The 25,461-nt window shown below is 70.2% G+C and carries 21 protein-coding genes and 1 pseudogene; 12 read left to right on the top strand and 10 right to left on the bottom strand.

Going from position 1 to position 25,461, the window contains the following annotated elements; translation table 11 throughout:
* Positions 1-18 precede the first annotated feature (18 nt).
* Positions 19-585, top strand: a complete 567-nt coding sequence (locus QWZ14_RS26420; RefSeq protein ID WP_290320016.1) for a nucleoside 2-deoxyribosyltransferase — start codon at positions 19-21, stop codon at positions 583-585.
* Here QWZ14_RS26420 and QWZ14_RS26415 read toward each other — a convergent pair.
* Genes QWZ14_RS26415 through QWZ14_RS26405 form a run of 3 tightly spaced genes read right to left on the bottom strand, consistent with a single transcriptional unit; the run spans position 582 to position 3,515 of the window.
* The gene (locus QWZ14_RS26415; RefSeq protein ID WP_290320015.1) at positions 582-1,067 is read right to left on the bottom strand and encodes a CinA family protein; all 486 of its coding nucleotides are present in this window, start codon (positions 1,065-1,067) and stop codon (positions 582-584) included. The genes QWZ14_RS26420 and QWZ14_RS26415 overlap by 4 nt on opposite strands.
* Positions 1,067-1,519 (bottom strand): phosphatidylglycerophosphatase A family protein, encoded by a 453-nt coding sequence (locus tag QWZ14_RS26410; RefSeq protein WP_290320014.1) that lies wholly within the window; start codon positions 1,517-1,519, stop codon positions 1,067-1,069. The genes QWZ14_RS26415 and QWZ14_RS26410 overlap by 1 nt, the downstream gene beginning before the upstream one ends.
* A 19-nt stretch (positions 1,520-1,538) precedes the next feature.
* Entirely contained in the window at positions 1,539-3,515 is a 1,977-nt protein-coding gene (locus QWZ14_RS26405) for a lytic transglycosylase domain-containing protein (RefSeq protein WP_290320013.1), read from the bottom strand.
* A 201-nt stretch (positions 3,516-3,716) separates the two neighbouring features.
* Between QWZ14_RS26405 and dapA the strand changes: the two genes are divergently transcribed.
* Positions 3,717-4,595, top strand: a complete 879-nt coding sequence (dapA, locus tag QWZ14_RS26400) for a 4-hydroxy-tetrahydrodipicolinate synthase (RefSeq protein WP_290320012.1) — start codon at positions 3,717-3,719, stop codon at positions 4,593-4,595.
* Positions 4,596-4,598: 3 nt separating this feature from the next.
* On the top strand, positions 4,599-5,087 hold the full coding sequence (gene smpB, locus QWZ14_RS26395; RefSeq protein ID WP_290320010.1) for an SsrA-binding protein SmpB: 489 nt from the start codon (positions 4,599-4,601) through the stop codon (positions 5,085-5,087).
* A 41-nt stretch (positions 5,088-5,128) separates the two neighbouring features.
* Here the strand turns inward: smpB and QWZ14_RS26390 are convergent, their stop codons facing one another.
* On the bottom strand, positions 5,129-5,758 hold the full coding sequence (locus tag QWZ14_RS26390) for an NUDIX hydrolase (protein WP_290320008.1): 630 nt from the start codon (positions 5,756-5,758) through the stop codon (positions 5,129-5,131).
* Positions 5,759-5,849: 91 nt separating this feature from the next.
* On the opposite strand from QWZ14_RS26390, the gene QWZ14_RS26385 reads away from it, so the two are divergent.
* The gene (locus tag QWZ14_RS26385; protein ID WP_290320007.1) at positions 5,850-6,362 is read left to right on the top strand and encodes a DUF2243 domain-containing protein; all 513 of its coding nucleotides are present in this window, start codon (positions 5,850-5,852) and stop codon (positions 6,360-6,362) included.
* Between the two features lie 3 nt (positions 6,363-6,365).
* Here QWZ14_RS26385 and QWZ14_RS26380 read toward each other — a convergent pair whose 3' ends face one another.
* Positions 6,366-7,928 (bottom strand): acyl-CoA carboxylase subunit beta, encoded by a 1,563-nt coding sequence (locus QWZ14_RS26380; protein ID WP_290320005.1) that lies wholly within the window; start codon positions 7,926-7,928, stop codon positions 6,366-6,368.
* A gap of 82 nt (positions 7,929-8,010) precedes the next feature.
* Between QWZ14_RS26380 and QWZ14_RS26375 the strand changes: the two genes are divergently transcribed.
* The 3 genes and pseudogenes from QWZ14_RS26375 to QWZ14_RS26365 all read left to right on the top strand — a co-directional run bounded on the left by QWZ14_RS26375 (position 8,011) and on the right by QWZ14_RS26365 (position 12,080).
* The gene (locus tag QWZ14_RS26375) at positions 8,011-9,192 is read left to right on the top strand and encodes an acetyl-CoA acetyltransferase (protein ID WP_456307269.1); all 1,182 of its coding nucleotides are present in this window, start codon (positions 8,011-8,013) and stop codon (positions 9,190-9,192) included.
* Positions 9,193-9,241: 49 nt separating this feature from the next.
* Entirely contained in the window at positions 9,242-10,426 is a 1,185-nt protein-coding gene (locus QWZ14_RS26370) for an amidohydrolase (protein ID WP_290320004.1), read from the top strand.
* A 73-nt stretch (positions 10,427-10,499) separates the two neighbouring features.
* Positions 10,500-12,080: pseudogene (locus tag QWZ14_RS26365) on the top strand (GmrSD restriction endonuclease domain-containing protein).
* Between the two features lie 161 nt (positions 12,081-12,241).
* Here the strand turns inward: QWZ14_RS26365 and QWZ14_RS26360 are convergent.
* The 3 genes from QWZ14_RS26360 to QWZ14_RS26350 are packed head-to-tail and all read right to left on the bottom strand — an operon-like array spanning position 12,242 to position 16,982.
* Positions 12,242-13,948 (bottom strand): hydantoinase B/oxoprolinase family protein, encoded by a 1,707-nt coding sequence (locus QWZ14_RS26360; RefSeq protein WP_290320003.1) that lies wholly within the window; start codon positions 13,946-13,948, stop codon positions 12,242-12,244.
* A complete protein-coding gene (locus QWZ14_RS26355; RefSeq protein ID WP_290320002.1) occupies positions 13,945-16,002 on the bottom strand; it encodes a hydantoinase/oxoprolinase family protein in 2,058 nt (685 codons plus the stop codon). The genes QWZ14_RS26360 and QWZ14_RS26355 overlap by 4 nt, the downstream gene beginning before the upstream one ends.
* Positions 16,003-16,004: 2 nt before the next feature.
* Positions 16,005-16,982, bottom strand: coding sequence for a Bug family tripartite tricarboxylate transporter substrate binding protein (locus QWZ14_RS26350; protein WP_290320000.1), 978 nt, complete (start codon positions 16,980-16,982; stop codon positions 16,005-16,007).
* A gap of 242 nt (positions 16,983-17,224) precedes the next feature.
* On the opposite strand from QWZ14_RS26350, the gene QWZ14_RS26345 reads away from it, so the two are divergent.
* The 5 genes from QWZ14_RS26345 to QWZ14_RS26325 are packed head-to-tail and all read left to right on the top strand — an operon-like array spanning position 17,225 to position 23,943.
* Positions 17,225-18,298: a TRAP transporter substrate-binding protein gene (locus QWZ14_RS26345; RefSeq protein WP_290319999.1), complete on the top strand. Its 1,074-nt coding sequence runs from the start codon at positions 17,225-17,227 to the stop codon at positions 18,296-18,298.
* Positions 18,295-18,906, top strand: a complete 612-nt coding sequence (locus QWZ14_RS26340) for a TRAP transporter small permease subunit (protein WP_290319997.1) — start codon at positions 18,295-18,297, stop codon at positions 18,904-18,906. The genes QWZ14_RS26345 and QWZ14_RS26340 overlap by 4 nt, the downstream gene beginning before the upstream one ends.
* Positions 18,903-20,267, top strand: coding sequence for a TRAP transporter large permease (locus QWZ14_RS26335; RefSeq protein ID WP_290319996.1), 1,365 nt, complete (start codon positions 18,903-18,905; stop codon positions 20,265-20,267). Before QWZ14_RS26340 ends, QWZ14_RS26335 begins: the two co-directional genes overlap by 4 nt.
* Positions 20,264-22,318: a hydantoinase/oxoprolinase family protein gene (locus QWZ14_RS26330; RefSeq protein ID WP_290319995.1), complete on the top strand. Its 2,055-nt coding sequence runs from the start codon at positions 20,264-20,266 to the stop codon at positions 22,316-22,318. The genes QWZ14_RS26335 and QWZ14_RS26330 overlap by 4 nt, the downstream gene beginning before the upstream one ends.
* The gene (locus tag QWZ14_RS26325) at positions 22,315-23,943 is read left to right on the top strand and encodes a hydantoinase B/oxoprolinase family protein (RefSeq protein WP_290319994.1); all 1,629 of its coding nucleotides are present in this window, start codon (positions 22,315-22,317) and stop codon (positions 23,941-23,943) included. Before QWZ14_RS26330 ends, QWZ14_RS26325 begins: the two co-directional genes overlap by 4 nt.
* Here the strand turns inward: QWZ14_RS26325 and QWZ14_RS26320 are convergent.
* Complete coding sequence (locus tag QWZ14_RS26320) at positions 23,940-24,884, bottom strand: Bug family tripartite tricarboxylate transporter substrate binding protein (protein WP_290319993.1); 945 nt, start codon at positions 24,882-24,884, stop codon at positions 23,940-23,942. The genes QWZ14_RS26325 and QWZ14_RS26320 overlap by 4 nt on opposite strands.
* A gap of 82 nt (positions 24,885-24,966) precedes the next feature.
* On the bottom strand, positions 24,967-25,425 hold the full coding sequence (locus QWZ14_RS26315) for a hypothetical protein (RefSeq protein ID WP_290319992.1): 459 nt from the start codon (positions 25,423-25,425) through the stop codon (positions 24,967-24,969).
* Positions 25,426-25,461: the final 36 nt, after the last annotated feature.

Below are 25,461 nucleotides of genomic sequence, written 5' to 3'. Positions count from 1 at the left end.
CGACCCGAGGACACCCCCATGACCGTCACCGCCTATCTCGCCGGTCCCGACGTCTTCCTGCCCGAGGCCGCGGCGCAGGCCGCCCGCAAGGTCGCGCTCTGCGCCCGCTACGGCATCACCGGCCGGCCGCCGCTGAACGAGGATATCGACAGCCTGCGCGCCATGCCCGAGCACCAGGCCTGGAAGGCGATCTTCGCCAAGGACCTGGCGCTGATGCAGGCCTGCGACATCATCATCGCCAACCTGACGCCCTTCCGCGGCCCCTCGGCCGATGCCGGGACACTGGTCGAGGTCGGCTGGTTCCTCGGCCGGGGCAGGCCGGTCTTCGGCTACAGCAATGCCGCCACGCCCTTCGCCGAGCGCAGCCGCCGCCACCTCGAGGCCCGGCCGGACCCGATGCCGGGGCTGATGGTGGAAGGCTTCGGCCTGCCCGACAACCTCATGGTCCCCGGCGCGGTCCTGCTCGGCGGCGGCCATCCCATGGTGCTGCCGCCGGGCGGCCAGGACCTGCCCTTCGAGTCGCTGGACTGCTTCGAGGCCTGCCTGCGGCTCGCCGCCGAGGCCCATGGCAAGCCCGGGGCCTAGGCGACCTCGCCCGCCAGCCCGAGCGCCCGCGCCACCGTCGCCGCCCGGACCGCCGTGCGGTCGCCCGGGAAGACCCAGCGCTCCACCCGCGTCGCCGCCCCCCGCCGAGCCGCGCCGACATAGACCAGCCCGACCGGCTTGCCCGGGGTCGCCCCGCCCGGCCCGGCGATGCCGGTGCAGCTCACCGCCACATCGGCGCCGCTGGCCCGCAGCGCGCCCTCGGCCATCCGCCGCGCCACCGCCTCGCTGACCGCGCCATAGCCCTCGATCACGCCCCAGGGCACGCCGAGCATGTCGCGCTTGGCCTCGTTGGAATAGGTGACGAAGCCGCGGGTCACCACCGCCGAGCTGCCGGGGATGGCGGTCAGCGCCGCGGCGATCAGCCCGCCGGTGCAGCTCTCGGCGGTCGCCAGGGTCAGCCCCCGGGCCTCGAGCGCGGCCAGCAGCGCGGCGGCGGCCTCCAGGGTGGTTTCGGGCAGCATCAGATCGGCACCTCCGGCCAGAAGACCCGCAGCAGCAGGATCACCACGGCCCCCATGGCCCCGGCCACCAGATCATCCAGCATCACGCCGAAAGCGCCATGCCGGCGATCGGCCCAGCCGACCGGTCCGATCTTGTAGACGTCGAAGGCGCGGAACAGCAGGAAGGCCAGAACCACGCCCCAGCCGGTCGCCTCGGAGGGCAGGGCGGCCAGCACCAGCAGCTGCCCGGCGCCCTCGTCGATCACCACCCAGCCGGGATCGGCCTGGCGGTCATCCGCCAGCACCTGCCGCACCGCCCAGTACCCGGCCAGCGTCAGCAGCAGCGCCAGGCCGAGGCAGGCCGCCGGCCCCAGCAGCACCAGCGGCAGCACCAGCGCCGAGCCCCAGGTCCCCGGCGCCGGCCGGACCAGCCCGACCCCGCCCATGGTCGCCACGAATTTGGCCGGCGTCATCGCCGGAGGATTCTTGAGGTCAGCCCCGCAGCCACTGCGCCATGGGATGCTCCCCGCCCGCCGCGCCCGCGTCGCGCGCCCGGTAGATCGTCATGTTCTCGACCACCCGCTGCACGTAATTGCGGGTCTCGCCGAAGGGAATGAGTTCCATCCAGTCCAGCATCGGCACCGCGCCGGTCCTGGGGTCGCCATTGGTCCCGAGCCATTCGTCCACCCGTCCTGGCCCGGCATTGTACCCGGCTATCGCGAAGGGCAACGCGCCACCGAAGCGTCCGATCAATTGCTCGAGGTAGGCGGCGCCGAGGCGCATGTTCAGGCCCGGGTCCTGGGTCAGCAGCCCGACCGCATAGGGCGCCCCGATCCGCCGCGCCACCTGCTGCGCCGTGCCCGGCAGCAATTGCATGAGCCCCCGGGCATTGGCCGGGGAGACCGCCTCGGGGTCGAAATTGCTCTCCTGGCGGGTGATCGCATTCACCAGCGCCGCCTCCGGCCCAAAGGCCGGGGCGGGGTAGGGGGCGGGCCAGCCTTCCTCGAGCAGCATGGCGCCGCTCGCCCCGGCCCGCCGCACCACCCAGACGGCATGGTCGGGCCGGCCGATCCGCGCCCCGAGCCGCGCCGCCAGCGCCTTCTCGGCCGGATCCGGCGCCAGCTCCTCCAGCCGCAGCAGGAAGGGCCGCGCGCGCCGGGTCTCGCCGATATCGGCCAGCGCCAGCACCAGCCGCGCCAGCTCCTTGGCCGCGAAGGCATCGGCCTGCCGCGCGGGCACCGCCGGCCCCGGGGTGCGGGCGATCCGCGCCGAGAGCGCCGCGCCATCCTCGCCCAGCGCCAGCGCCGCCAGCTGGCCGTAGAAGGCCAGCGGGAACTCCGCCGCCGCGGCCCAGCGCCGCCGCGCCCCGGCGGCATCGCCCCGGGCCGCCAGCGCCCTTCCCTGCCAGTAGAGCGACCGCGCCCGGGTGATGACGCTGCGGCTGCCCTCGGCCAGGCGGGTGAAGTGCCGCTCCGCCTCCGCCGCATCCTCGAGCCGGCGGAGCGCGATGAAGCCGGCGAGGAATTCGGCCTCCTGCCGCGGCTCCCCCGGCTGCTCGATGCCGTGCCGGGCGCTGACGGCGTAGGCCGCCCGGGCATCGCCCAGCCGCAGCAGCTTGCGCGCCAGCAGCTGGCGCTCCGGCCAGGCGGCCCGCGCCACCTCGGGCGAGGGCACCGCATTGCTCGCCCAGGCCGCCGCCGCCTCCGCGTCGCGGTCCCGCCGCCGCAGCCAGCGGGCCCGCTCGAAGCCCAGCGCCGCATCGCCGGCGGCGGCGGCGGCCAGCGCCGGCGCATCCGCATCCGGCTGGTCGGCGGCATAGGCCAGCCGGGCCGCGGCGATCCCCTGCCGCGCCGGGTCGAGGTAGCCGACCAGCCGCCCGGCCGCCGCCGCCTCCCGCCCCAGGGCCAGCCGGTCGAAGCGGCGCCAGTGCTGCTCCGGCGCCAGGCTGGCGGCGTTGCGCTCGAGGTAGCCGGGCTCGGCCGCGGCATCGGCCAGGCCCTCCACCCAGCCGCTGCGCACCACCGTCGCCGCCTCCGCCGCCTTGCCCGCCCGCGCCAGCGCATCCGCCAGGCGCTGGTAGCCATCGAGGCTGCGCGGCGCCCGGGCGGCGAACCAGTCGAAGGCCAGCCGGTCGTCCGGCTCCGCCGCCAGGGCCTCCTCGACCCGCCGCTCCAGCAGCGGCTGCCCCGGCCAGTCCGGGTTGGCGAGGGCGAAGCCCGCCACCTCCGCCGCCGTCGCCGCGGTGCCGCGCGACTGCAGCCGCAGCCAGGTGACCAGCTTGCGGATCAGCGGATCGGCCGAGGCCGCCGCGGCATCCGCCTCCGCCCAGCGCTGCTGCTGGGCGAAGGCCAGCGCCTGCCGGCCGGCCGAGCGCATGGCGTCGCCCCCCGCGGGCGGGGCCGGCTGGGCGGCGCCCGGGCGGGGCAGGGCAAGGGCGAGGGGCAGGGTGAGGGCGATACGACGGCGCATGCCCCGACTGTAGCCGAAGCCCTCCATCCCTGTCCTGCATCACCGCGCCTCCTTCAACTCAAGGGCGTATCGGCGGAACCGGTCCGGCGGGCGGCCCGGGGCCATCCCTTGTCGCTGGCGCCCCCTGCCACTAGGTTCCCCGCTCCCGCGTCCCATGCGGCGACAGCCCGCACCCATGCGGGAAGAAGAGGGAGGAAGGTCATGTTCAAGGGATCGATGGTCGCGCTGATCACGCCGATGCGCAGCGACGGATCCGTGGACGAGAAAGCCTTCCAGGAGCTGGTCGAGTGGCAGATCGCCGAGGGCACCGAAGGCCTCGTCCCGGTCGGCACCACCGGCGAGAGCCCGACCCTCTCGCACGCCGAGCACAAGCGCGTCGTCGAGATGTGCGTCGCGGTCGCCCGCGGCCGGGTGCCGGTCATGGCCGGGGCCGGCAGCAACAGCACCGCCGAGGCGGTGGATTTCGCCCGCCATGCCAAGCAGGCCGGCGCCGATGCGACGCTGGTGGTGACGCCCTACTACAACAAGCCGACCCAGGAAGGCATGTACCTGCACTTCAAGGCGGTGGCCGAGGCCGCCGACCTGCCGCTGTTCATCTACAACATCCCGCCGCGCAGCGTCATCGACATGTCGGTCGAGACCATGGCCCGGCTGGCCGCCTTGCCGAACATCGTCGGCGTGAAGGACGCGACCGCCAACCTGGCCCGGCCGCTGCACACCCGCCGCGCCTGCGGGGCGGATTTCATCCAATTGTCGGGTGAGGACCACACCGCCCTCTCGTTCAACGCCGCGGGCGGGCACGGCTGCATCAGCGTCACCGCCAACGTGGCGCCGCGGCTCTGCGCCGAGATGCACAAGTCCTGGCGGGCCGGCCGGATCGAGGAGGCCATGGCCATCCAGGACCGGCTGGTGCCGCTGCACGATGCCCTCTTCGCCGAGACCTCGCCGGGTCCGGTCAAATATGCCGCCAGCCTGCTCGCCAAGGGCAGCGCCCATTGTCGCCTGCCGATGGCCCCGGTCTCCGACCCGGTCCGCAAGCGGGTGCGCGATGCCATGGTCTCCGTAGGATTGCTCAACTAGCTCATGGCCGAACCGAAGAAAAAGAAGACCCTGATCTCGCACGGGATCGCCTCGCAGAACCGGCGGGCCCGTTTCGACTACACGATCGGCGAGACGATCGAGGCCGGCATGGCCCTGGTGGGGCCGGAGGTGAAGTCGCTGCGCGCCGGCCGCGCCACCTTGTCCGAGGCCTGGGCGGGCGAGCGCGACGGCGAGCTCTGGCTGTTCGGCTGCACCATCCCGGAATGGCAGGCCGGCAGCACGGTGGCGAAATTCGAGCCGGGCCGGCCGCGCAAGCTGCTGCTGCACAAGAAGCAGGTGAACGAGCTCATCGGCTACATCGCCCGCGACGGTGCCACCATCGTGCCGATGCAGATCCACTTCAACGACAAGGGCCGCGCCAAGGTGCTGCTCGGCGTCGCCGAAGGCCGCAAATTGCACGACAAGCGCCACGCCATCGCCGCGCGCGACTGGGCCCGGGACAAGGCGCGGCTGCTGCGGGCGCGGGGCTGACCGGGGCGGCAGGCGAGGGGTCTCTCGCCGGCCGGATCGGATCAGTCGAAGTCGGTCGGCAGCCCCGGCTCGCGCGCATGCGCGAACATCCGCCGGAGCTGGGCCGGCAGGACGCGTCCCAGCGACAGATCCTCGGGCAGCCTGTCCTCGGCGAACCAGCCGACCTCTGAGGTCTCGAGGCTGGTCGCCGCCGCGCCGCCGGTGATCTCGCAGAGGAAGACGAGCTTGCAGCAGGAGAAGACCCGGGGCGGGTGCCCCTGGCGCGTGCGGTCCCAGACCGCGGCGAGCTTGCTCACCCGGACCTCGAAGCCGCTCTCCTCCCGCATCTCCTTCACCACGTTCTCGGCCGGCGTGAGGTTCACGTCGGCCCAGCCGCCGGGCAGGGTCCAGCGCCCGCCATCGGCCACCTCGCGCACCAGCAGCACCCGCCCCGCGGCGTCGAAGGCGGCGCCGCGGACCTCGACCTTCGGCGTGGCATAGCCGGTCTCGTCGGCGAACAGCGCCTCGATCCGCGCCGCCGCCACCCCGCTGCCCGCCGCCATCATGCGGGAGGCGATGCCGCGCAGCTGCTCGAAGCGCTCGCGGTCGTAGGGGTCGCGGGTGAACTCCAGGCCGATCTGGGCGATTGCCTGGAGATCACGCGTCCAGGCCAGCCACTCCGGTTCCGTCATCGCCGTACCCCCCCCTGCTTCCCGCAGCATCGGCAGGCGCGGCGGCCCTGGCAAATCATGGGCTGGCGCGGCGCCAGAGGAGTCCTGCGGCATGACCCCACCCACCCGCGTATCCGAGGCCTTCCCCACCGCCGCCGGCATCCTCTTCGGCCTCGGCCTCGGCGGCTTCTTCGACGGCATCGTGCTGCACCAGATCCTGCAGTGGCACCACATGCTGACCAGCGCCGGCTACCCCGCCGACAGCGTGGCGAACCTGCGGCTCAATACCCTGGCCGACGGGCTGTTCCACGCCAGCACCTATGCCTTCGTGGTGGCCGGCCTGGCCATCCTGTGGCGGCGGGCCCGGCGGGCGCATCTGCGCTGGTCCGGCCGGCTGCTGGCCGGGACCCTGCTGATGGGCTTCGGCCTGTTCAACCTGGTCGAGGGGCTGGTCGACCACCACCTCCTCGGCCTGCACCACGTGAACGAGACGGTGCCGCGGGCGCAGTGGATCTGGTGGGATCTCGGCTTCCTCGCCTGGGGCGCCGCCATGCTGGCCGGCGGCTGGTGGCTCTGGCAACGCGGCCGCGCGGCGACCGGCCGCGCGAACGGCGCCCCCGCCTGAGCCTCAGGGCCGGAGGCCGCGCCCGAGCTGGCCGGCACCCCGCAGCTTCTCGGCATAGCCGGCGAACTCGACCAGCAGCCGCCGGGTCTGCCGAGGGTCGATGATCTCCTCGGCCCAGAAGGCCTCGGCCGTCCGCAGCGGCGAGCGCAGCAGCTGCAGCCGCGCCTCGATCTCCGCCAGCTTGGCCGCCGGGTCCGCGGCGGCCTCGATGTCGGCCCGGTAGGCCGCCTCGATCCCGCCCTCGAGCGGCAGCGAGCCCCAGCGCGCCGAGGGCCAGGCGTAGCGGATCGAGTACCGCCCGGCCGGCTGGTGGATGGCGCCTGCCACGCCGAAGGCGTTGCGCAGGATGACGGTGCACCACGGCATGGAGGACTGGTTGATCGCCGCCATCGCCCTGACCCCCCAGCGGATGGTCGCCCGCTGCTCGGCCTCGAGGCCGATCATGAAGCCGGGGCAGTCCATCAGGTGGACGACCGGCATGTGGAAGGTATCGGCGAGGTCGACGAAGCGGATGATCTTGGCGCAGGCATCGGCGGTCCAGGACCCCGCGTAGAACATCGGGTCGCCGGCGATGACCGCGACCGGCAGGCCGTTGAGCCGGGCGAAGGCGGTGATGACGGAACGCCCGTAGAGCCGGCCCATCTCGAAGACGCTGCCGGCATCGAAGATGCTGTCCAGCAGCGGCCGCGCCCGGTAAGGCTTGCGGATGTCGCGCGGGATCGCGCTCAGCCAGCTGTCTTCCACCCGCGCCGGGTCGTCCGTGCAGGGCTGCCGCTCCGCCAGTTCGAAGACCGATGAGGGCAGGTAGGATAGGAAGCGCCGCGCCGCCGCGAAGGCGTCCGCCTCGGTGTCCACCGCATGGTCGATGGCGCCGGCCTTGCACTGGATCTCCCAGCCGCCGAGCTCCTGCTTGGTGTATTTCTGCGACCCCAGCGCATTCACGACGGGCGGCCCGGCGACGAACATCGCCGACATCTCCTTGGTCATGACCGAGTAGTGCGTCGCCGCCAGCCGCGCCGCGCCCAGCCCGGCGACCGAGCCGAGGCCGAGGCCCACCACCGGCACCCGGCTGAGGTTGTCGCCGGTATGGTGGTAGAGCCAGGTGCCGCCGACCCCGCCCGGCAGGTTGGCCCGCCCCGTCGTCTCGATGGTCTTGACCGAGCCGCCGCCGCCCGAGCCCTCGATCACCCGGATCAGCGGCAGCCGCAGCTCGCCGGCCATGCGTTCGGCCATGATCGGCTTGTCGCGGATGGTGGCATCGGCGCTGCCGCCCCGCACGGTGAAGTCGTCCCCCACCACGACCACCGGCCGGCCCTCCACCAGCCCGCGCCCCATGACGCAGTTCGACGGCGTGAATTCCGCGAGGCGGCCGTCCGGCCCGTAGGCCGCCTTGCCGGCGATGGCGCCGACCTCGTGGAAGGAACCATCGTCGAGCAGCCCGTCGATCCGCTCGCGCACCGTCAGCCGACCGCCGTCGTGCTGGCGCTTCACCTTCTCCGGCCCGCCCATGGCCCGGGCCATCGCCTCGCGCGCCGCCAATTCATCCAGCTCGGCCTGCCAGCTCATCGCATTCCCTCCGTCTTTGGGGCGACGCTAGCCGGGCCGGGCGGGGGCGCCTATCCTCCCCCCAAGATCAAAGGAGGACCCCATGGTCGAAATGCGCGACGCCTGCATCGTGGGCTGGGCCCATACCCCCTTCGGCAAGCTCGAGGACCCCGACATCGAGAGCCTGCTGGCCCGGGTCGGCCGTGCCGCCATCGAGGATGCCGGGATCAGCCCGGCCGATATCGACGCCGGCTTCCTCGGGGTATTCGGCGAGGGCTTCACCAACCAGGGCTTCCCCGCCTCCCTGGTTCTGCAATCCATCCCCGAGCTGCGCTTCAAGCCCATCACCCGCTACGAGAACGCCTGCGCCACCGGCTCCGCCGCCATCCACGGCGCGCTGGATTTCCTCGCCGCCAAGCGCGGCCGCTTCGCGCTCATCCTGGGCGCCGAGAAGATGACCGCGACCCCGGGGCCCCAGGTCGGCGAGATCCTGCTGAACGCCAGCTACCGCCGCACCGAGCAGGACATCCGCGGCGGCTTCGCCGGCGTCTTCGGCCGCATCGCCGAGGCCTATTTCCAGCGCCACGGCGACCAGTCCGATGCGCTGGCCGCCATCGCCGCCAAGAATCACAAGAACGGCGTCGACAACCCCTGGGCGCAGATGCGGAAGGACCTCGGCTTCGCCTTCTGCCGCGCCGAGTCTGACAAGAACCCCTTTGTCGCCCCGCCGCTGAAGCGCACCGACTGCTCGCTGGTCTCGGACGGCGCCGCCGCGCTGATCATCACCGACGCCGAGACCGCCAAATCCATGGCCAAGGCGGTCCGCTTCCGCGCCGCCGTCCAGGTGAACGACTTCCTGCCCATCGCCAGCCGCGACATCACCCGCTTCGAGGGCCCGCGCGAGGCCTGGGGCCGCGCCATGTCCGAGGCCGGGCTCGGCGCCGTGACCGACCTCTCCTTCGTCGAGACGCATGACTGCTTCACCATCGCCGAGCTGATCGAATACGAGGCGATGGGGCTGACCGCCGAAGGCCAGGGGGCGCGGGCCGTGCTGGAGGGCTGGACCGCGGCCGATGGCCGCCTGCCGGTCAATCGCTCCGGCGGGCTGAAGGCCAAGGGCCACCCGATCGGCGCCACCGGGGTTTCCATGCATGTGCTGACGGCGATGCAGCTCACCGGCACCGCCGGCGCGCTGCAGCTGCCGAAGGCGGACCTCGGCGGGGTCTTCAACATGGGCGGGGCGGCGGTGGCGAATTACGTCTCCGTCCTCGAACGGGTCGGCTGAACCCCGGCCCCGGCTTGCCGCCGGGGCGCGCTTCGGCTCCGATGGCGGCATGGACCTGCTGCTGACCAATGCCCGTCTCCAGGACGGGCGCACCGGAATGGCCATCGCCTGCGCGGCCGGCCGCATCGCCGCCCTCCTGCCGCCGGGGGCGCCGCTGCCGCCCGCCGCCGCCACCCACGACCTGGGCGGCGAGCTGGTGCTGCCCGGGCTGGTCGATGGGCACATGCACCTCGACAAGACCACCCTCGGCCTGCCCTGGATGCCGCACCAGGCGGGGCCGACCCGGCTTTCGCGGATCGAGACCGATGCCCGGGTGCTGCCCGGCCTGCCGCTCGATACCGAGGCGCGGGCGACCGCGATGATCCGCCGCGTGGTGCCCTTCGGCACCGCCTATATCCGCAGCCATTGCGACGTGACCCCCGCCTTCGGCCTCACCGCGCTGGAGGGCACGCTGGCGGCGCGGCAGGCGCACCGGCACATGGTCCATGTCGAGACGGTGGCCTTCCCCCAGGCCGGCATAATCCGCGCCCCGGGCACGCTCGAGCTACTGGACGCGGCGCTGCGGGCGGGGGCGGACCTGGTCGGCGGGCTCGACCCCTGCGAGGTGGACCGCGACGCCAAGGGGCACCTCGATGCGGTCTTCGGCCTGGCGGAGAAGCACGGCAAGGGCATCGACATCCATCTGCACGAGGCGGGGGAGTTGGGGCTGTTCTCGCTGCAGGAGTTCTGCGCCCGGACGGTGGCGCATGGGCTGCAGGGGCGGGCCACCATCAGCCATGGCTTCTGCCTCGGCGGCATTGCCGAGAGCAAGCAGCAGGCGGCGGCGGCGCTGATGGCCGAGAGCGGCGTGGCGCTGGCGACCCATGGCGCCGGCGGGGCGAGCCTGCCGCCGCTCGGCCTGCTGCGGGCGGCCGGCGTCCGCATCCTCTGCGGCCACGACAACCTGCGGGATACCTGGGGGCCCTATGGCAGCGGGGACATGCTGGAACGGGCGGCGATCATCGGCTGGCGGGCGGATTGGCGGACGGATGAGATGCTGCTGGCGATGCTGGCGATGGTGACGGTGGAGGGGGCCAGGGCGGTGGGCGCGGGGGAGACGGGGATCGGGGCGGGGATGCCGGCGAATTTCTTCTCGGTGCAGGCGGAGAATGGGCAGGAGGCGATTGCGCAGCATCCGGGGCGGGGGGTGGTGGTGTTTGGGGGAGCCATACTTAGTTTTGACAAAACAGGTTGACAAAAGTACAAAATCATAAAAATCTTAAACGTCAAAAATGATCAGAGTAAAGATTTAGATTGAGGAAACTAAAATGGAATCAGTGTCTATCAGAGAAATTCTTGATCAAGTTATTCGTGGGCAAATTCGCATACCGGCTTTTCAACGCGGCTTTGTCTGGGAGCCTGAACGTGTAGCCTATTTAATGGATAGCATTTTTAAACAATATCCATTCGGCTCAATTTTGTTTTGGTGAACACGTGAAAAGCTTAAGATTGAGCGAGATTTCGGGCGGTTCGAGTTGCCTGATCCAAAAGAAGATTATCCTGTTGACTATGTCTTGGATGGACAGCAGCGTGTCACGTCATTATTCAGTGTTTTTCAAAATGAGCTAGCGCCAAAAAGTGTAGAAAAAGGCACAGTAGAGTGGCGAGACATTTATTTTGATTTAACGGCTGATCCGAGCGCGCAAGAAACACAGTTTCTTGCACTAAAGGACGATGCTGTTGATAAGTCCAAACATTTCCCCTTAAACTGCCTTTTCGATACGGTAAAATACCGAAAAGCTACTCGCGGCCTTAGCGATGACATGGCGCTTAAGGTTGATTATCTGCAATCCGTTTTCAAAGAAACAAAAATTCCTGTCCAAATTTCAAGTACTAACGACAAGGCAACGGTAGCTATAATTTTTGAACGAGTTAATAGACAAGGAGTACCGCTAGATACTCTGCAGTTGCTCTCGGCATGGACTTGGAGCGAGGATTTTCAACTTCAGCAACAGTTCGAAGATCTTTCTGAGCAGCTTGCGCCTTTTGGTTTTTCGGATGTTGGCACTGATACTAATTTGCTTCTAAGATGCTGCGCAGCCGTATTAAAATATGATGCATCTCCTGATGCTTTAATGAAGCTTAACGGCGCAGAAATACGCAGTAAATTTGAAGAAATTTTGAACGGCGTTCGCTACGCAGTAGATTATTTAAGAATTCATATGAATGCATACTCAATCGATAATCTGCCATTTCCTACCACAATAGTGCCATTGTCTGTTTTTTTTGCGGTGCCTGGAAATAAAGAGGTGGATGTTAGTGACGATCAGAGAAAACAAATCAATCGGTGGTTCTGGAGGTCCTGTTTCTCTAAACGCTACAGTTCCGGCGTCTTAAGAAATCTCAATGCAGATATCAAAGAAATGTTGCTTTTGCGCTCAAAAAAACCTTCCACATTAGGCGGCTTTAGCGCGGATCTCGACAAGAAATTTTTTACGTCAAACACATTTGGCATGGGGAACGTCAACACAAAAACGTTTGTTTTAATGCTGGCGCAAAATAGCCCGAAAAGTTTTGTTTCTGGCGCCCCTGTGAATTTGGCGGAGACCTTAAAAAGCAGTAATAGGGCAGAGTTTCATCATTTAATGCCTAGATCCTTTCTAAGAAAATCCGCGCAAATTTCCATTGATGAGAGCGTGTTGGCCAATTTTGCATTTTTGTCTCGAAGTGATAATCGCATTCTCGGTGGTGATGCACCTTCCGCCTATCAAGCAAAAATGGCATTAAATAAGAAAGAAATACTTGAATCTGCCTTGTGCCCAGTTAGTTTATTTAACGATAAGTACGATGTTTTTATTGAAGAACGCGTGGATTTACTTTTAAAAAAAGCTACGCTTCTATGTGCTTAATCTTAATTTGCCAAAAATATTCAAGCGGTTTCCGTTCGCACTGACTCACGGGGCCCCTCCAGCGTGTTGTTCTGGCGAGCGAACTTCTTCGGTATGTTGAGTTCATCGGATCGAAGTTCGCTCTAAATGTTCTCTAGTCAGTAGTGAATTTCGTGGGGCGTTTATTTTTCATAGCGTTTTACTAACCCCGCCTCCACATCTCTTTCCACCCTCTCCGCCTTCCTCTCACCCACCGGCCCAAACCCCCCACCTCCCGGCATCTCCACCACCAGCCGCCCGCCCTCCGGGATCACCTGAAACCCCTTGCCCTTCAGCACCGTCCCATCCGCCAGCGACAGCCTGCCCTTCGCCCCATCCCCGCCGCCATCCCGCCCGCGCGCCGCGAAATGCACCCGCTCGAAGGTGGCGAAGATCCCGAAGGCCGCCCCATGCCGGTGCTCCACCTCCATCACCTGGCCGAGCCCGCCGCGCTGCCGCCCAACGCCGCCGCTGTCCGGCCGGTATTCCTTCTTCCAGACCACGACAGGCGCGATCGTCTCGGTGATCTCTACCGGCACGTTCCGCACGCCCGAGGGGAAGGGCGTCGCCGAGAGCCCATCCTGCTGCGGCCTGGCCCCGGCCCCGCCGGAATGGAAGGTCGTCACCATGAAGGGCGCCGAGATGGGTTTGCCCGGCCGATTCACGCCCTCGGGCTCCGCCCTCGGACGATCGGACGGGGCGGCCGCCCGGTTGTCCCCGGCATCCCGCGCCCCGGTCCCCGTCATCCCATGCCCGGCCCCGAGCTTGAGGTTCCAGAGGTTGCTCGTCCCCTCCGCCGGCACCCGCCCGGGGATGCATTGGTGCAGCGCGCCATAGACCACGTCCGGCAGCATGTGCCCGATGGTGGAGCGCGCATTCACCGCCGCCGGATGCAGCGCATGCACGATGCTGTTCTCCGGCGCCGTCACCCTTATGGCATCCAGCGTGCCCGCATTGTTCGGGATGGCGGGACCGATAATGCATTTCACCCCGAAGGCGGTATAGGCCTCGGTGTAGCACAGCGGGCAATTGATCCCGTAGGCCGAGGCCGCCGAGGTCCCGGCGAAATCCACCGCCACATGGTCGCCGGCGATGGTGACCCGCGCCCGCAGGTCGATCGGCGCATCATAGCCGTCGATCCGCATGTGCCCGTCCCAGCTCCCCTGCGGCAGCGCCGCGATCGCCGTCTCCATCCCCGCCCGCGACCGGCCGATGATATGCGCGCCGAGTTCGTCCAGCGTGGCGATCCCATTCTCCGCCATCATGGCCGAGAGCCGCCGCTCGCCGATCAGGTTGCAGGCGACCAGCGCATGGATGTCGCCTTCCACCTGCACCGCCTCGCGCACATTGGCGCGGACCACCCGCATCAGGCTCTCGTCGAAGACGCCCTGGCGCACCAGCGGCAGCAGCGGGATGAACAGCCCCTCGTGGTAGACCTGCCGCCCGTCCGGCGATTGCCCGAGCCCGCCGATGTCGACCACATGCGTGGTGCAGGAGAACAGCGCCACCAGCCGCCCCTCGTGGAAGGCCGGGGAGGTGATGACGATGTCATAGAGGTGCCCGGTGCCCTTCCACGGGTCGTTGGTGATGAAGTGGTCGCCCGGCTTCATCGTCTCGGCCGGGAATTCCCGCAGGAAATGCACCACGCTGCGGGCCATGGAATTGACGTGCCCCGGGGTGCCCGTCACCGCCTGGGCCAGCATCCGCCCCTCGAGGTCGAAGACCCCGGCGGAGATGTCGCCGGCCTCCCGCGCGCTGGTCGAGAAGGCGGTGCGCACCAGGGCGCGGGCCTGTTCCTCCACCACCGAGAGCAGCCGGTTCCACATCACCTGCAGCCGGATGTCGTTCATGCCGCGGCGATCTCCAGAACCAGTTGCCCCAAGGCATTGACCACCACCGTGGCGCCGCGCGGCACCACGGTGGTGGTCGCATCCTCAACGATCAGCGCCGGCCCCGCCAGCGCCATGCCCGGCGCCAGCGCCGCGCGCTCGTGCAGCGCCGCCTCCTCCCGGAGGCCGGTCGCCGGGTCCAGCAGCATCCGCCAGGCGGCGGGCACCGGGGCGGGCAGGGGGGGCGGGTCCGCCACCGCCGCCGGCAGCGGCCGGATGGTCGAGAGCGAGAGGGTCCAGGTCAGCGCCTCCACCTCCAGCCGCGGGATGGTGCGGCCGAACAGGGCGGCATAGGCGGCATCGAAGCCGCTGCGCAGCGCCGCGGCATCGAAGCCCCCGGCCGCCAGCGGCACCGCGATCTCGTGGCCCTGGCCGCGGTAGCGCATGAAGGCGGCGCGCTGCTCGAGCAGCGCCTCCCCCGGCGCGCCGAGCCGGATCACGCCCTCCGCCTCCGCCCGCATGGCGGCGAACAGCCCCTCCAGCAGCGCCGCGTCGAAGGCGTCGAGGCGCATGTGCCGGGTGCGGACCACCTCATAGGCGATCGGCGCCCTGAGGAAGCCATGGGCCGAGCCGACCCCGGCGCCGACCGGCACCACGACGCGGCGCATGCCGAGCTTCCGCGCGAGGCGGGCCGCATGCAGCGGCGCCGCGCCGCCGAAGGCGATCAGCGTGCGCTCGGCGGTGTCCTTGCCGTTCTCCACCGCATGCACCCGGGCGGCGCTGGCCATGGTCTCGTCGACGATCTCGGCGACCCCCGCCGCGGCCCCCGCGGCATCGCTGGCAAGCGCCGCGGCGATGGCGCCCAGCGCCGCCTCCGCCCGGTCGATATGCAGCGGGATGGAGCCGCCGGCGAAGCGCGCCGGGTCCAGCCGGCCGAGGGCGGCATCGGCATCGGTCACCGTCGGCTCGGTGCCGCCATGGCCGTAGCAGGCCGGGCCGGGGACGCTGCCGGCGCTGTCCGGCCCGACCTGGATGCGGCCGAGTGCGTCCATCCGCGCGATGGAGCCGCCGCCGGCGCCGATCTCGACCAGCTCGATCACCGGGATGCGGACCGGGATGCCGCTGCCCTGGACGAAGCGATAGGCCCGCGCCACCTCGAACTGGCGGGAGCGCTGCAATTCCAGCTCGTCCAGCAGCGTCAGCTTGGCGGTGGTGCCGCCCATGTCGAAGGCGACGCCGCGGCGGATGCCGCACTCGGCCGCCACCGCCTGGGCCAGGATGGCGCCGCCGGCCGGGCCGCTCTCGACCAGCCGGACGGGGAAGCGCCGGGCGGTCTCGACCGTGGTGACGCCGCCCGAGGACATCATCAGCAGCAGCGGCGCGGCGACGCCGGCATCCCGCAGCCCGCTCTCCAGGCGGCCGATGTAGCCGGCCATCAGCGGCTGCACATAGGCATTGGCGATGGTGGTCGAGGCCCGCTCGTATTCGCGGATCTCGGGCGCCACCTCGCAGGACAGCGAGAGCGCGACGCCGGGGAGTTCCTCGGCCAGGATCGCCCCGGCGCGGCGCTCATGCGCCTCATGGGTGAAGCTGTGCAGGAAGCAGACCGCGACGGCCTCGATGCCGGCGGCGCGGAAGTCGGCGGCGACGGCGCGCAGCGCGGCCTCGTCGAGCGGCAGCAGCACGGCGCCGTCGGCGGCGACGCGTTCCGGCACGCCGCGGCGCCACTGCCGCGGCACCAGCGGCTCCGGCCGCTCCATGTGGATGTCGTATTGCTCGAAGCGATGCTCCCAGGCGATCTCGATGGAATCGCGGAAGCCCTCGGTTGTCACCAGCGCGGTGCGGGCGCCCTTGCGCTCGATCAGCGCATTGGTCGCCAGGGTGGTGCCGTGCACCACGAGGCCCAGCTCGGCCGGCGCCCGGCCGGCCAGTGCGAGGATGCGGGCCGTGCCGTCCAGCACCGCCGCCTCCGGCGCCGCGGGGGTGGTGAGCAGCTTGGTGGACCAGCTCCGCGCGCCATCCTCCAGCACCAAGTCGGTGAAGGTGCCGCCGATATCGACTGCCAGTCTGAGCATGCTCAATCGCCATCCACGCGGATATTGCCGGCCCGCACCACGCGGCCCCAGGTCTCGGTGTCGCGCCGCAGGAAGTCACGGTACTCGGCGATGGAGAGGGTGGCCGGGTGCAGCCCCGCCGCCTCGAAGCGCGCCGCCGTCGCCGGTTCGGCCAGCACCTGTCGCACCGTGGCCGAGAGCCGGTCGAGGATGGGCGGCGGGGTGCCCGGCGGCGCCGCCAGCCCGTACCAGTTCTCCGCGGCATAGCCCGGCACCGCCTCGGCCACCGCCGGCGTCTCGGGCAGCAGCGGCCAGCGCTCCGGCGCCGTCACCGCCATCGCCCGCGCCTGGCCGCCGTTGATCAGCGCCAGCGTCGCCGGGTCGCCGAAATAGGCGTCGACGATGCCGGCGGCGAGGTCGGCCAGCGCCGGCCCGGTGCCGCGATAGGGCACGTGCACCATGGCGATCCCCGACATCTGCTTGAACAGCTCCCCCGCCAAGTGCTGGCTGGTGCCGATGCCGCCCGAGGCCCAGCGGATCTCCCCGGCCCGGCCGAGCGCGATGAACTCCGCCAGGCTCCGCGCCGGCAGGGTGTTGCGCACCGCGAGGATGAAGGGCATCCGCACCAGCCGGGTGACATGCCCGAGCCCCATCGCGTCATAGGGCAGGGGTCGGAGGTGCGGCCCGGCGGTGGTGGTGCCGGCGCCGGTCAGGCTCAGCACATGGCCATCGGGCGGGGCATGCGACATCGCCTCCACCCCGAGGATGCCGCCGGCGCCGCCGCGGTTCTCGACCACCACGCTCTGCCCCAGCACCCGGCCCAGCGGCTCCGCCAGCAGCCGCGCGGTCAGGTCGACGCCGCCGCCGGGCGGGAAGGGGACGATCAGCCGGACCGGGCGTGTCGGCCAGGCCTGGGCGCGTGCCGGACCCGGCGCGGCGATGCCTGCGAGAAGACCGAGCCCCGCCGCCGGCAGCATCCGCCGCCGCAATTTGCCCTGCATGCGCCCATCCCGACCCGGTCCGCGCCGAGGCTAGCACGCAGCCGCGAGCCGCCAAGGCCCCCGCAAGGCCGGGCCGCATGCCCAAGGGCTGGGCGCGGCTGACCCGGGCGTGGGCAGAGGCCGCCCCGTGGCGCCGATTGCCGCCGCGCAGGCAGTGGACGGCCCCGGTGCGCATGCCATGCTGCCAGCCGGCCGACCGGGACCGGGATCACCGGGACCATCGATAGGGGAGAGGCTTCCGCATGATGAGACAGTTCCTGCTCGGCGCCGCCGCCGCGCTGGGCCTCGCCGGCCCGGCCCTGGCGCAGATGCCAGCCAGCCTCCCGCCCGGACCCAAGGTGACCATCGTCGCCGTCACCCAGCCGCTGCCGACCCAGCCGCAGATGGTCCGCGTCGACGTGCCCTACCTGCGGGAGCAGATGGCCGCCCGCACCGGCGGTCGGATCGAGGTGCAGCTCTCCTCGCACGCCGAGCGCAACCTCAGCGGCACCGAGCTGGTGCGGCTGGTGCGCTCGGGACAGGCGGATATCGGCGCCAGCACGCTGAGCACCCTCTCGGGCGACGTGCCGATCCTCGACGGCGTCGACCTCGCCGGCCTGGCGCCCGATATCGCCACGGCGAAGCGCATCGCCGAGGCCATGCTGCCGGTGGTGAACCGCGACCTCGAGCGCTTCGGCGCCCGGCTGATGATCATCTATCCCTTCCCGGCGCAGGTGGTCTATTGCCGCGCCCCCTTCGCCAGCTTCGCCGACCTGCGCGGCCGCAAGATCCGCACCTTCGGCAATTCGCTGGTCGATTTCTTCACCGCCTTCGGCGCCCAGCCGGTCTCGATCGGCTTCCCCGAGGTCTATTCGGCGCTGGAACGCGGCGTGGTCGATTGCGCCATCACCGGCACCGGCAGCGGCGTCGCCGCGCGCTGGCCGGAGGTGACGACGCATATCTCCAACCTGCCGGTCTCCTGGGCCCTGGCCGGCTACATGGTGAACCTCGCCTGGTGGAACCGGCTGGACCCGGCGGTGCGAAGCTTCATGGAGGGCACCTTCCGCGAGATGAGCGACAAGCAGTGGGAACTCGGCGATGCGGCGACGCGCGACGGGATCGACTGCGCCATCGGCAATGCCGCGGCCTGCAGGATCCATACGCTGTCCACCCGGCCGATGACCGAGGTGCCGGCGACCCCGGCCGACCGGGCGGCGCTGCGCGAGATCCTCGAGAAGACCGTGCTGCCCGGCTTCATCCGCCGCTGCGGCGCCCGCTGCGGCGAGGTCTTCAACCAGGTGATCGCGCCGATCGCCGGCGTGCGCGCCGGCGGGTGAGCGGATCGCTTCGCGCCGCACGGCGGCTGCGCCAGGGCGTCGCCGCCCTGGCCGCGGTGATGGCCCATCTCGCCGGCTGGAATTACGTGGCCTGCGCCCTGTTCATCACCTTCGACATCATCGGCCGCAGCGCCTTCGGGGTCTCCTCCACCGCCACGGTCGAGATCACCGGCTACATGCTGGCCGGCGGCATCGCCTGGGCGCTGGCGCATACCCTGGCGCGGCGGGCGCATATCCGGGTCGACGTCTGGGTCAACCGGCTGCCGCTGCGGCTGCGGGCCTGGCTGCACCTGGTCTCGCTGCTGCTGCTCGGCGGCTTCGCCGGTTTCTGCGCCTGGGCCGCCTGGGAGCTGGTCGATGAGAGCCTGCTGTTCGACGCCCATGACAACAGCGCCCTGCGGGTACCGCTGGTGCTGCCGCAGGGGCTCTGGGCCTTCGGCATCATCGCCTTCTGCGCGATGATCGCGGTGCTGCTGCTGGAAAGCCTGCTGGCGCTGCTGGCCGGCCGGCCGGAGGAGCTGGACCGCCTGCTCGGCTCCCGCACCCTGGAGGACGAGACCGCGGAGGCGCTGGAAGCGGTCGAGATGGCGCGGGGCACCCGGGCATGATCGCCGTCGTCTTCCTGCTGCTGCTGCTGGCCGGTGCCGTCGTCGCCGCGGCCAATGGCGGCCAGGCGGTGCCGGTGGTCGAGATCCTGGCGCTGACCGGGGCCTTCCTCGTCTTCTTCGGCGCGGGCGTCTATATCGCCGCGGTGCTCGGCCTGCTCGGCGTGCTGATCGGGCTGACCTTCTCCGACCGCCCCTGGTGGGCCTTCGCCGGGCAGACGCTCTGGGGGCCGTCGTCGAATTTCGTACTCGTCGCGGTGCCGCTCTTCCTGCTGATGGGCGAGATCCTGCTGCGGGCCGGCCTGTCCGATAGGCTCTACCGGGCGCTGAACGTCTGGCTGAACCGGCTGCCGGGCGGCCTGCTCCATACCAACATCGTCTCCTGCGCGGTCTTCTCCGCCATATCGGGGTCGTCGATCGCGACCGCGGCGACCATGGGCTCGGTCGCGCTGCCCTATTTCAACGACAGCGCCTATAGCCAGCGGATGGTGCTGGGCTCGCTCGCCGCCGGCGGGGCACTGGGCAACCTCATCCCGCCGGGGATCACCTTCATCATCTACGGGCTGATCACCGAGACCTCGGTCGGCGCGCTCTATATCGCGGCGCTGCTGCCGAGCATCCTGGTGACCGGCCTCTTCATCCTCGTCATCATGGCGCATGGCCTGCGGCACCCGCTGCCGAGGCCGGCGAAGCTGCCGCTGGTCCTGAAGCTGAAGGCGCTGGTCGACCTGGTGCCGACCCTGCTGCTGATGCTGCTGGTGCTGGGCTCGATCTATGCCGGCTTCGCCACCCCGACCGAGGCGGCGGCGCTCGGCGTCGTCGGCGCCGCCTTCTTCGCCGGCATCGAGGGCAAGCTCAGCTTCCGCCTGCTGAATGCCAGTGCGGAGGCCACGGCACGCAACACCGCGCTGCTCGGCCTCATCATCTTCGGCGCCTACCTGCTGAACTACCTGCTGACGGCGATCAACGTGCCGCAGACGCTCGCCGGCTTCATCGGCGGGCTGCCGCTGCCGCCCTGGGCCATCATGGCCTGCATCCTGGCGCTGTACCTGGCGCTCGGCACCTTCATGGAGGGCTTCTCCATGATCATCACCACCGTGCCGGTGGTCTTCCCGATCGTCACGGCGCTCGGCTACGATCCCATCTGGTTCGGGGTGATGGTGACCATGCTGGTCGAGATCGCCCAGATCAGCCCGCCCGACGGCACGGTGATGTACGTGCTGCAGGGGATGCGGCCCAAGGCGGGGCCGATCACGGATGTCTTCGCCGGGGTGATGCCCTTCCTCGGCGCCTATCTTTTCGCGGTGGTACTGATGATGATCTGGCCGGATATCGCATTGTGGCTGCCGCGGGTGATGCAATGACCGACAAGCCCATCCGCATCGCCGTCGACATCGGCGGCACCTTCACCGACCTGCAGATCATGGATGCCCGCGACGGTTCGGTGCGCGCCTGGAAGACGCCGACCACGCCGGAGGACCCCTCCATCGGCCTGCTGCGCGGGGTGGGGGAGGCCTCCGGGCGCTTCGGCTTCGCGCTCGATCAGGTCGGGCTGCTGCTGCACGGCACCACCATCGCCACCAATGCGGTGCTGGAGCGCAAGCTGGCCCGCGGCGTGCTGCTGACCACGGCGGGCTTCGAGGATGTGCTGGAGATCACCCGGCATGTGCGGCGCGAACTTTACGCCGTGGACCCCGATCCCTTCCCCTGCCTGGTCGAGCGCGACCGCCGCCTCGGCGTGGCGGAGCGGATGCGGGCGGATGGCAGCGTCGAGACGGCGCTGGACGAGGCGGCGATGCCGGCGCTGCTGGCGAGGCTGGATGCGCTCGGCGCCGAGGCCGTCGCCGTCTGCCTGCTGCACAGCTACGTCAACCCGGCGCATGAGCAGCGGCTGAAGGCGCTGCTGCGGGCGGCGCGGCCGGGTCTGCCGGTCTCGCTCTCCTCTGAGGTCAGCCCGGAGATCCGCGAATACGAGCGGTCCAGCACCACGGTGCTGAACGCGCTGCTGGTGCCGGTGGTGAAGGCCTACCTCGACCGGCTGGAAGCGAAGCTCGGCGAGGGCGGCTTCCGGCCGCTGGTCTTCCTGGTGCAATCCAACGGCGGCGTCTGCAGCCTGCGGACGGCGGCGGAACAGCCGGCGCGGCTGCTGCTCTCGGGGCCTTCCGGCGGCGCCCTGGCGGCGGGGCGGATCGCGCAGCTGCTGGACCGGCCTAACCTCGTCGCGGTCGATATGGGCGGGACCAGCTTCGATGTCTCGGTCGTGCAGGGCGGCCGCGTCTCGGTCATCACCCAGGGCGAGATCGACCGGCTGCCGGTGCGCCTGCCGATGGTGGAGATGCGCACCATCGGCGCCGGCGGCGGGTCGATTGCCAGCGTCGACCATGGCGGGCGGCTGACGGTCGGGCCGCGCAGCGCCGGCGCCCGGCCCGGGCCGGTCGCCTATGGGCGGGGCGGGGTGGAGCCGACGGTGACGGATGCCAATCTGGCGCTGGGACGGCTGGACCCGGACTATTTCCTCGGCGGGGCGATGAAGCTCGACATGCCTGCGACGCGGGCCGCCATCGCCGCCCGGGTCGGCACGCCGCTCGGGCTGAGCGTCGAGCAGGCGGCGCAGGGGATGCTGACCGTGACCAACGCCAACCTCGGCGCGGCGGTGCGGCTGTCGCTCTTCGAGAAGGGGCTCGATCCGCGCGAATTCTCCATGCTCTCCTTCGGCGGCGCCGGCGGGCTGCATGCGACCGACGTGGCGGCGGAGATGGGCATCGCCGAGGTGATCTTCCCGCGCGAGCCGGGGACGCTCTCGGCCTATGGCATCCTCTACAGCGACCTGGTGCAGGACATCGCGCGGTCCCGGGTGATGCCGGCGGTGGCGGGCAGCCTGGCGGAGGTGGGCGCGCTGCTGGCCGAGCTGCGGGCGACGGCCGATGCGCGGCTGGCGGCCGACGGCGTGGCGGCAGGGGCGCGGCATATCGAGGTGGCGGTCGACATGCGCTACCACGGCCAGGCCTTCGAGCTGCTCGTGCCCTGGGGCGACGTGGCCGCACCGGATGCGTCGGCGCTCGATGCGCTGCTCGGGCGCTTCCATGCGATGCACCGGCAGCGCTTCAGCTATTCCGATCCGAAGGAGGCGGTGGAGATCGTCACCCTCCGCGTCATCGCCACCGGCCTGCTGCCGAAGCCCGAGGCGGCGGAGCCGCAGCCGGCGGACCGGCGGGCGCTGAAGGGAACGCGGCGGGTCTTCGAGGAGGGCGCCTGGCGCGACATCCCGGTCTGGGACCGCGAGGCACTGCCGCCGGAGGACATCATCACCGGCCCGGCCATCGTCGAGGAACCCTTCGCCACCCACTACATCAGCCGCGGCTGGACCGCCCGGCTCGGCGCCGCCGGCGCGCTGATCGCGAGGACCACGCCATGACCTTGGGCCCGATCGAGATCGAGGTCATCCGCAACGCGCTGACCGCCGCCGCCGCCGAGATGGACGTCACCGTCTGGCGGACCAGCCGCAGCACCATCGTGCGGGAGCTGCTGGACTACTCCACCGCCGTCTTCGATGCGGAGGGCAACAACCTCGCCCAGTCGGCCCGCATCCCGAGCCACCTCAACAGCATGTCGCATTTCCTGCGGGAGCTGCTGGACAAGTGGGTGGACGTGAACGACTGGAGGCCGGATGACGTCGTCATCTCCAACGATCCCTATTGCGGCGGGCAGCACCTGCCGGACATCACCGCCTTCAAGCCGGTCTTCCACGAGGGGCGGCGGATCGCCTTCGTCGGCACCCTCTGCCACCACATCGACGTGGGCGGGCTGGTCGCCGGCAGCTATGCCGCCAAGGCGATCGAGATCTTCCAGGAGGGGCTGCGCATCCCCCCCGTGAAGCTGATCGAGAAGGGCGTCCGCAACGAGGGCGTCTGGGCGATGATCCGGCAGAATATCCGCAAGCCCGACCTGCTGCTGGGCGACCTGCAGAGCCAGATTGCGTCACTGGAGGTGGGCGCCGCGGCGCTGCGCCGGCTGGCGACGCGCTACGGCGCCGACGGCATGATCGAGGCCGGCGCCCGCATCCTCGACATGAGCGAGGCGGCGATGCGCGCGGCGATCGGGCGGATGCCCGACGGCACCTATGAATTCACCGACTGGCTCGACGACGACGGGATCGACCTCGACAAGCCCATCAGGCTGCATGTCGCGGTCACCATCGCCGGCGAGAGCATCAGCGTCGACATGTCCGGCTGCTCGCCCCAGGTGCAGGGCCCGACCAATGCGACGCTCGCCAGCAGCAATGCGGCGGTCATGTTCGCCGTGATGTGCGCCTGCGACGAGCCTTTCGCGGCGAACGCCGGCTGCTACCGCCCCATCTCCACCTTCGCCCCCGAAGGCTCGGTGGTGAATGCCCGCCACCCCGCACCGGTGGTGCACCGGATCGCGGTGACCCACCGCCTGCTGAACGCCATGTTCGGCGCGCTGCACCAGGCGGTGCCGGACCGCATCCCCGCGGCCTATTACGGCAACAGCTATGTCTGCACCTTCCAGACCGTGGCCGCCGATGCGAGGCGGGAGGTGCTGGTCGAGATCGAGATCGGCGGCACCGGGGCGCATCCGAAGAAGGACGGCGTCAACGCGCTCTCCTCCGGCATGCACAACAACAGCAACATCCCCATCGAGATGATCGAGGCCCAGGCGCCGCTGACCATCACCCGCTACGAATTGCTGGCGGGCTCGGGCGGCGTGGGCATGCGTCGCGGCGGCCTCGGCCTCGCCCGCGAATGGCGGATCGACAGCCCGCGCTGCTTCTTCACCGCCAACATGGACCGCTTCGTCCACGCCCCCTATGGGCTGGCCGGCGGCGGCCCCGCCGCGGTGGGGCGGCTGGTGCTGGTCCGCGACGGCATCGAAAGCCCGATGCCGCCGAAGTCGGACAATGTCCCCCTGCAGCAGGGCGACCGCATCCGGCTGGAGACCTCGGGCGGCGGCGGCTTCGGCGACCCGGCCCAGCGGGCGCCCGAGGCCGCCGCGCGCGACCGGCAGCTGGGCTACGTCTAGTCCGCCTGGCGCAATCCGGAATCGCGGATCAGCGCGGCATACTTCACCGTCTCCGCCTGGACATAGGCGGTGAAGTCGCGGCGGCCGAGGTAGCGGATGGGGTGGGAGGCGCGGGTCATGCCCTCCACCACCGATTGCGTCCGCAGGGTGCGGCCGCACACGCTATCCAGCCGCTCCAGCGTCGCCTCTGGGGTGCCGGCGGGGGCGAAGAGCCCGGTCCAGAGCGGGAAGACCAGGTCATGGCCCTGCTCCCGCAGGGTCGGCGCATCCGGCGTGTCCGGGCTGCGGCGCTCGGCGAAGACGGCGATGGCGTGCATGCCGTATTGCTGCACCAGGTTGGCCTCCGCCGTCAGCATCTGCACCGTGCCCTGCTGCATCGCCAGGATGCTGTCGCCGGAGCCGCGGAAGGGGATGTGGTTCATCTCGATCCCGAGCGCCCGGGTCAGCGCCGTCATCGCCAGATGGCCGAGGCCGCCGACGCCGCCGGAGGCATAGGGGACCTGGCCGGGGTTCGCCCGCGCGCGCGCGGCGATATCGGCGATGCTGCGGATGCCGCTGTCTTTCGGCGTCATCAGGGTCGCCGGCGCCTCGGCGATCAGGCAGACCGGGGCGAGCTGGCTGGCCTGGTAGGGCGCATTGGCGCGGAAGCTCGGCTGGATGACCACGGCGGCCATCGAGGTCAACAGCAAGGTCGTGCCATCGGGCTTTGAGCGGATGACCTCCGCCGTGCCGATGGTGCCGGTGGCACCGCCGACGTTGCGGATGAGGAGCTGGCCGCCCAGCACCTCCCCCATCACCGGCTGGATGAGGCGGCCGATGATGTCCGTGCCGCCGCCGGCGGGCCAGGGGATGACGAGCAGGACCTGAGCCCTGGCCGCCGGCGCACAGGCCAGCAGCAGCGCAACCGCAATGGCGGCCAGCCGCGGCATTCTCCGCTTCATGACGTGTCCTCTCCCATGGCCCCGCGTGTTGCCGCGGGTGCCGTGGGGGAGGCTAGCGAAAGCCCGCGGCCGGCCGCAACGATTACGGCAGCAGGCGGCGGACGTAGCGGCGGGAGGACCGGAACAGCGGCTTCACCCGCTCGGTCCAGGGGGTGCTGCGGGCGGTGATCCACTCCGGGGTCTCGTTCACCTCCGGCCGCTCGAAGCGGTAGGCCGCCAGCAGGTTGGGCGCGCCGCCGTCGAGCCGGCGGTAGCGGGTGCCGCCGATGCAGCCGGGGCAGGCGGTGAGCATCGGCAGGTGCTCCTGCTCGTACCACTCGTAGATCGCCGGCAGGTCGGCCTCGGCGATGTCGAGCTCGACCGTATAGAGGAAGGGCGCCGGGCGGCCGACGTCGCCGAGCGAGGCGATGAAGGCATAGGGAATGCCATCGGTCGCATCGGCCGGCGGCTGCTCGAGCCAGTGCCAGGTATCCCCGGCGTCCTCGATGTTCTGGTAACGCGTCCCGGGGCCACGCCCGGGCTGGATCAGCAGATCGGCCATTCTGTTTCCTCCACTCTCGCGGCAGTATCGCCACCG

It is taken from the genome of Paeniroseomonas aquatica (genome assembly GCF_030409335.1).
GTDB classification, from domain to species: Bacteria; Pseudomonadota; Alphaproteobacteria; order Acetobacterales; family Acetobacteraceae; genus Belnapia; species Belnapia aquatica.
This window is presented reverse-complemented; position numbering and strand designations above follow the sequence as displayed.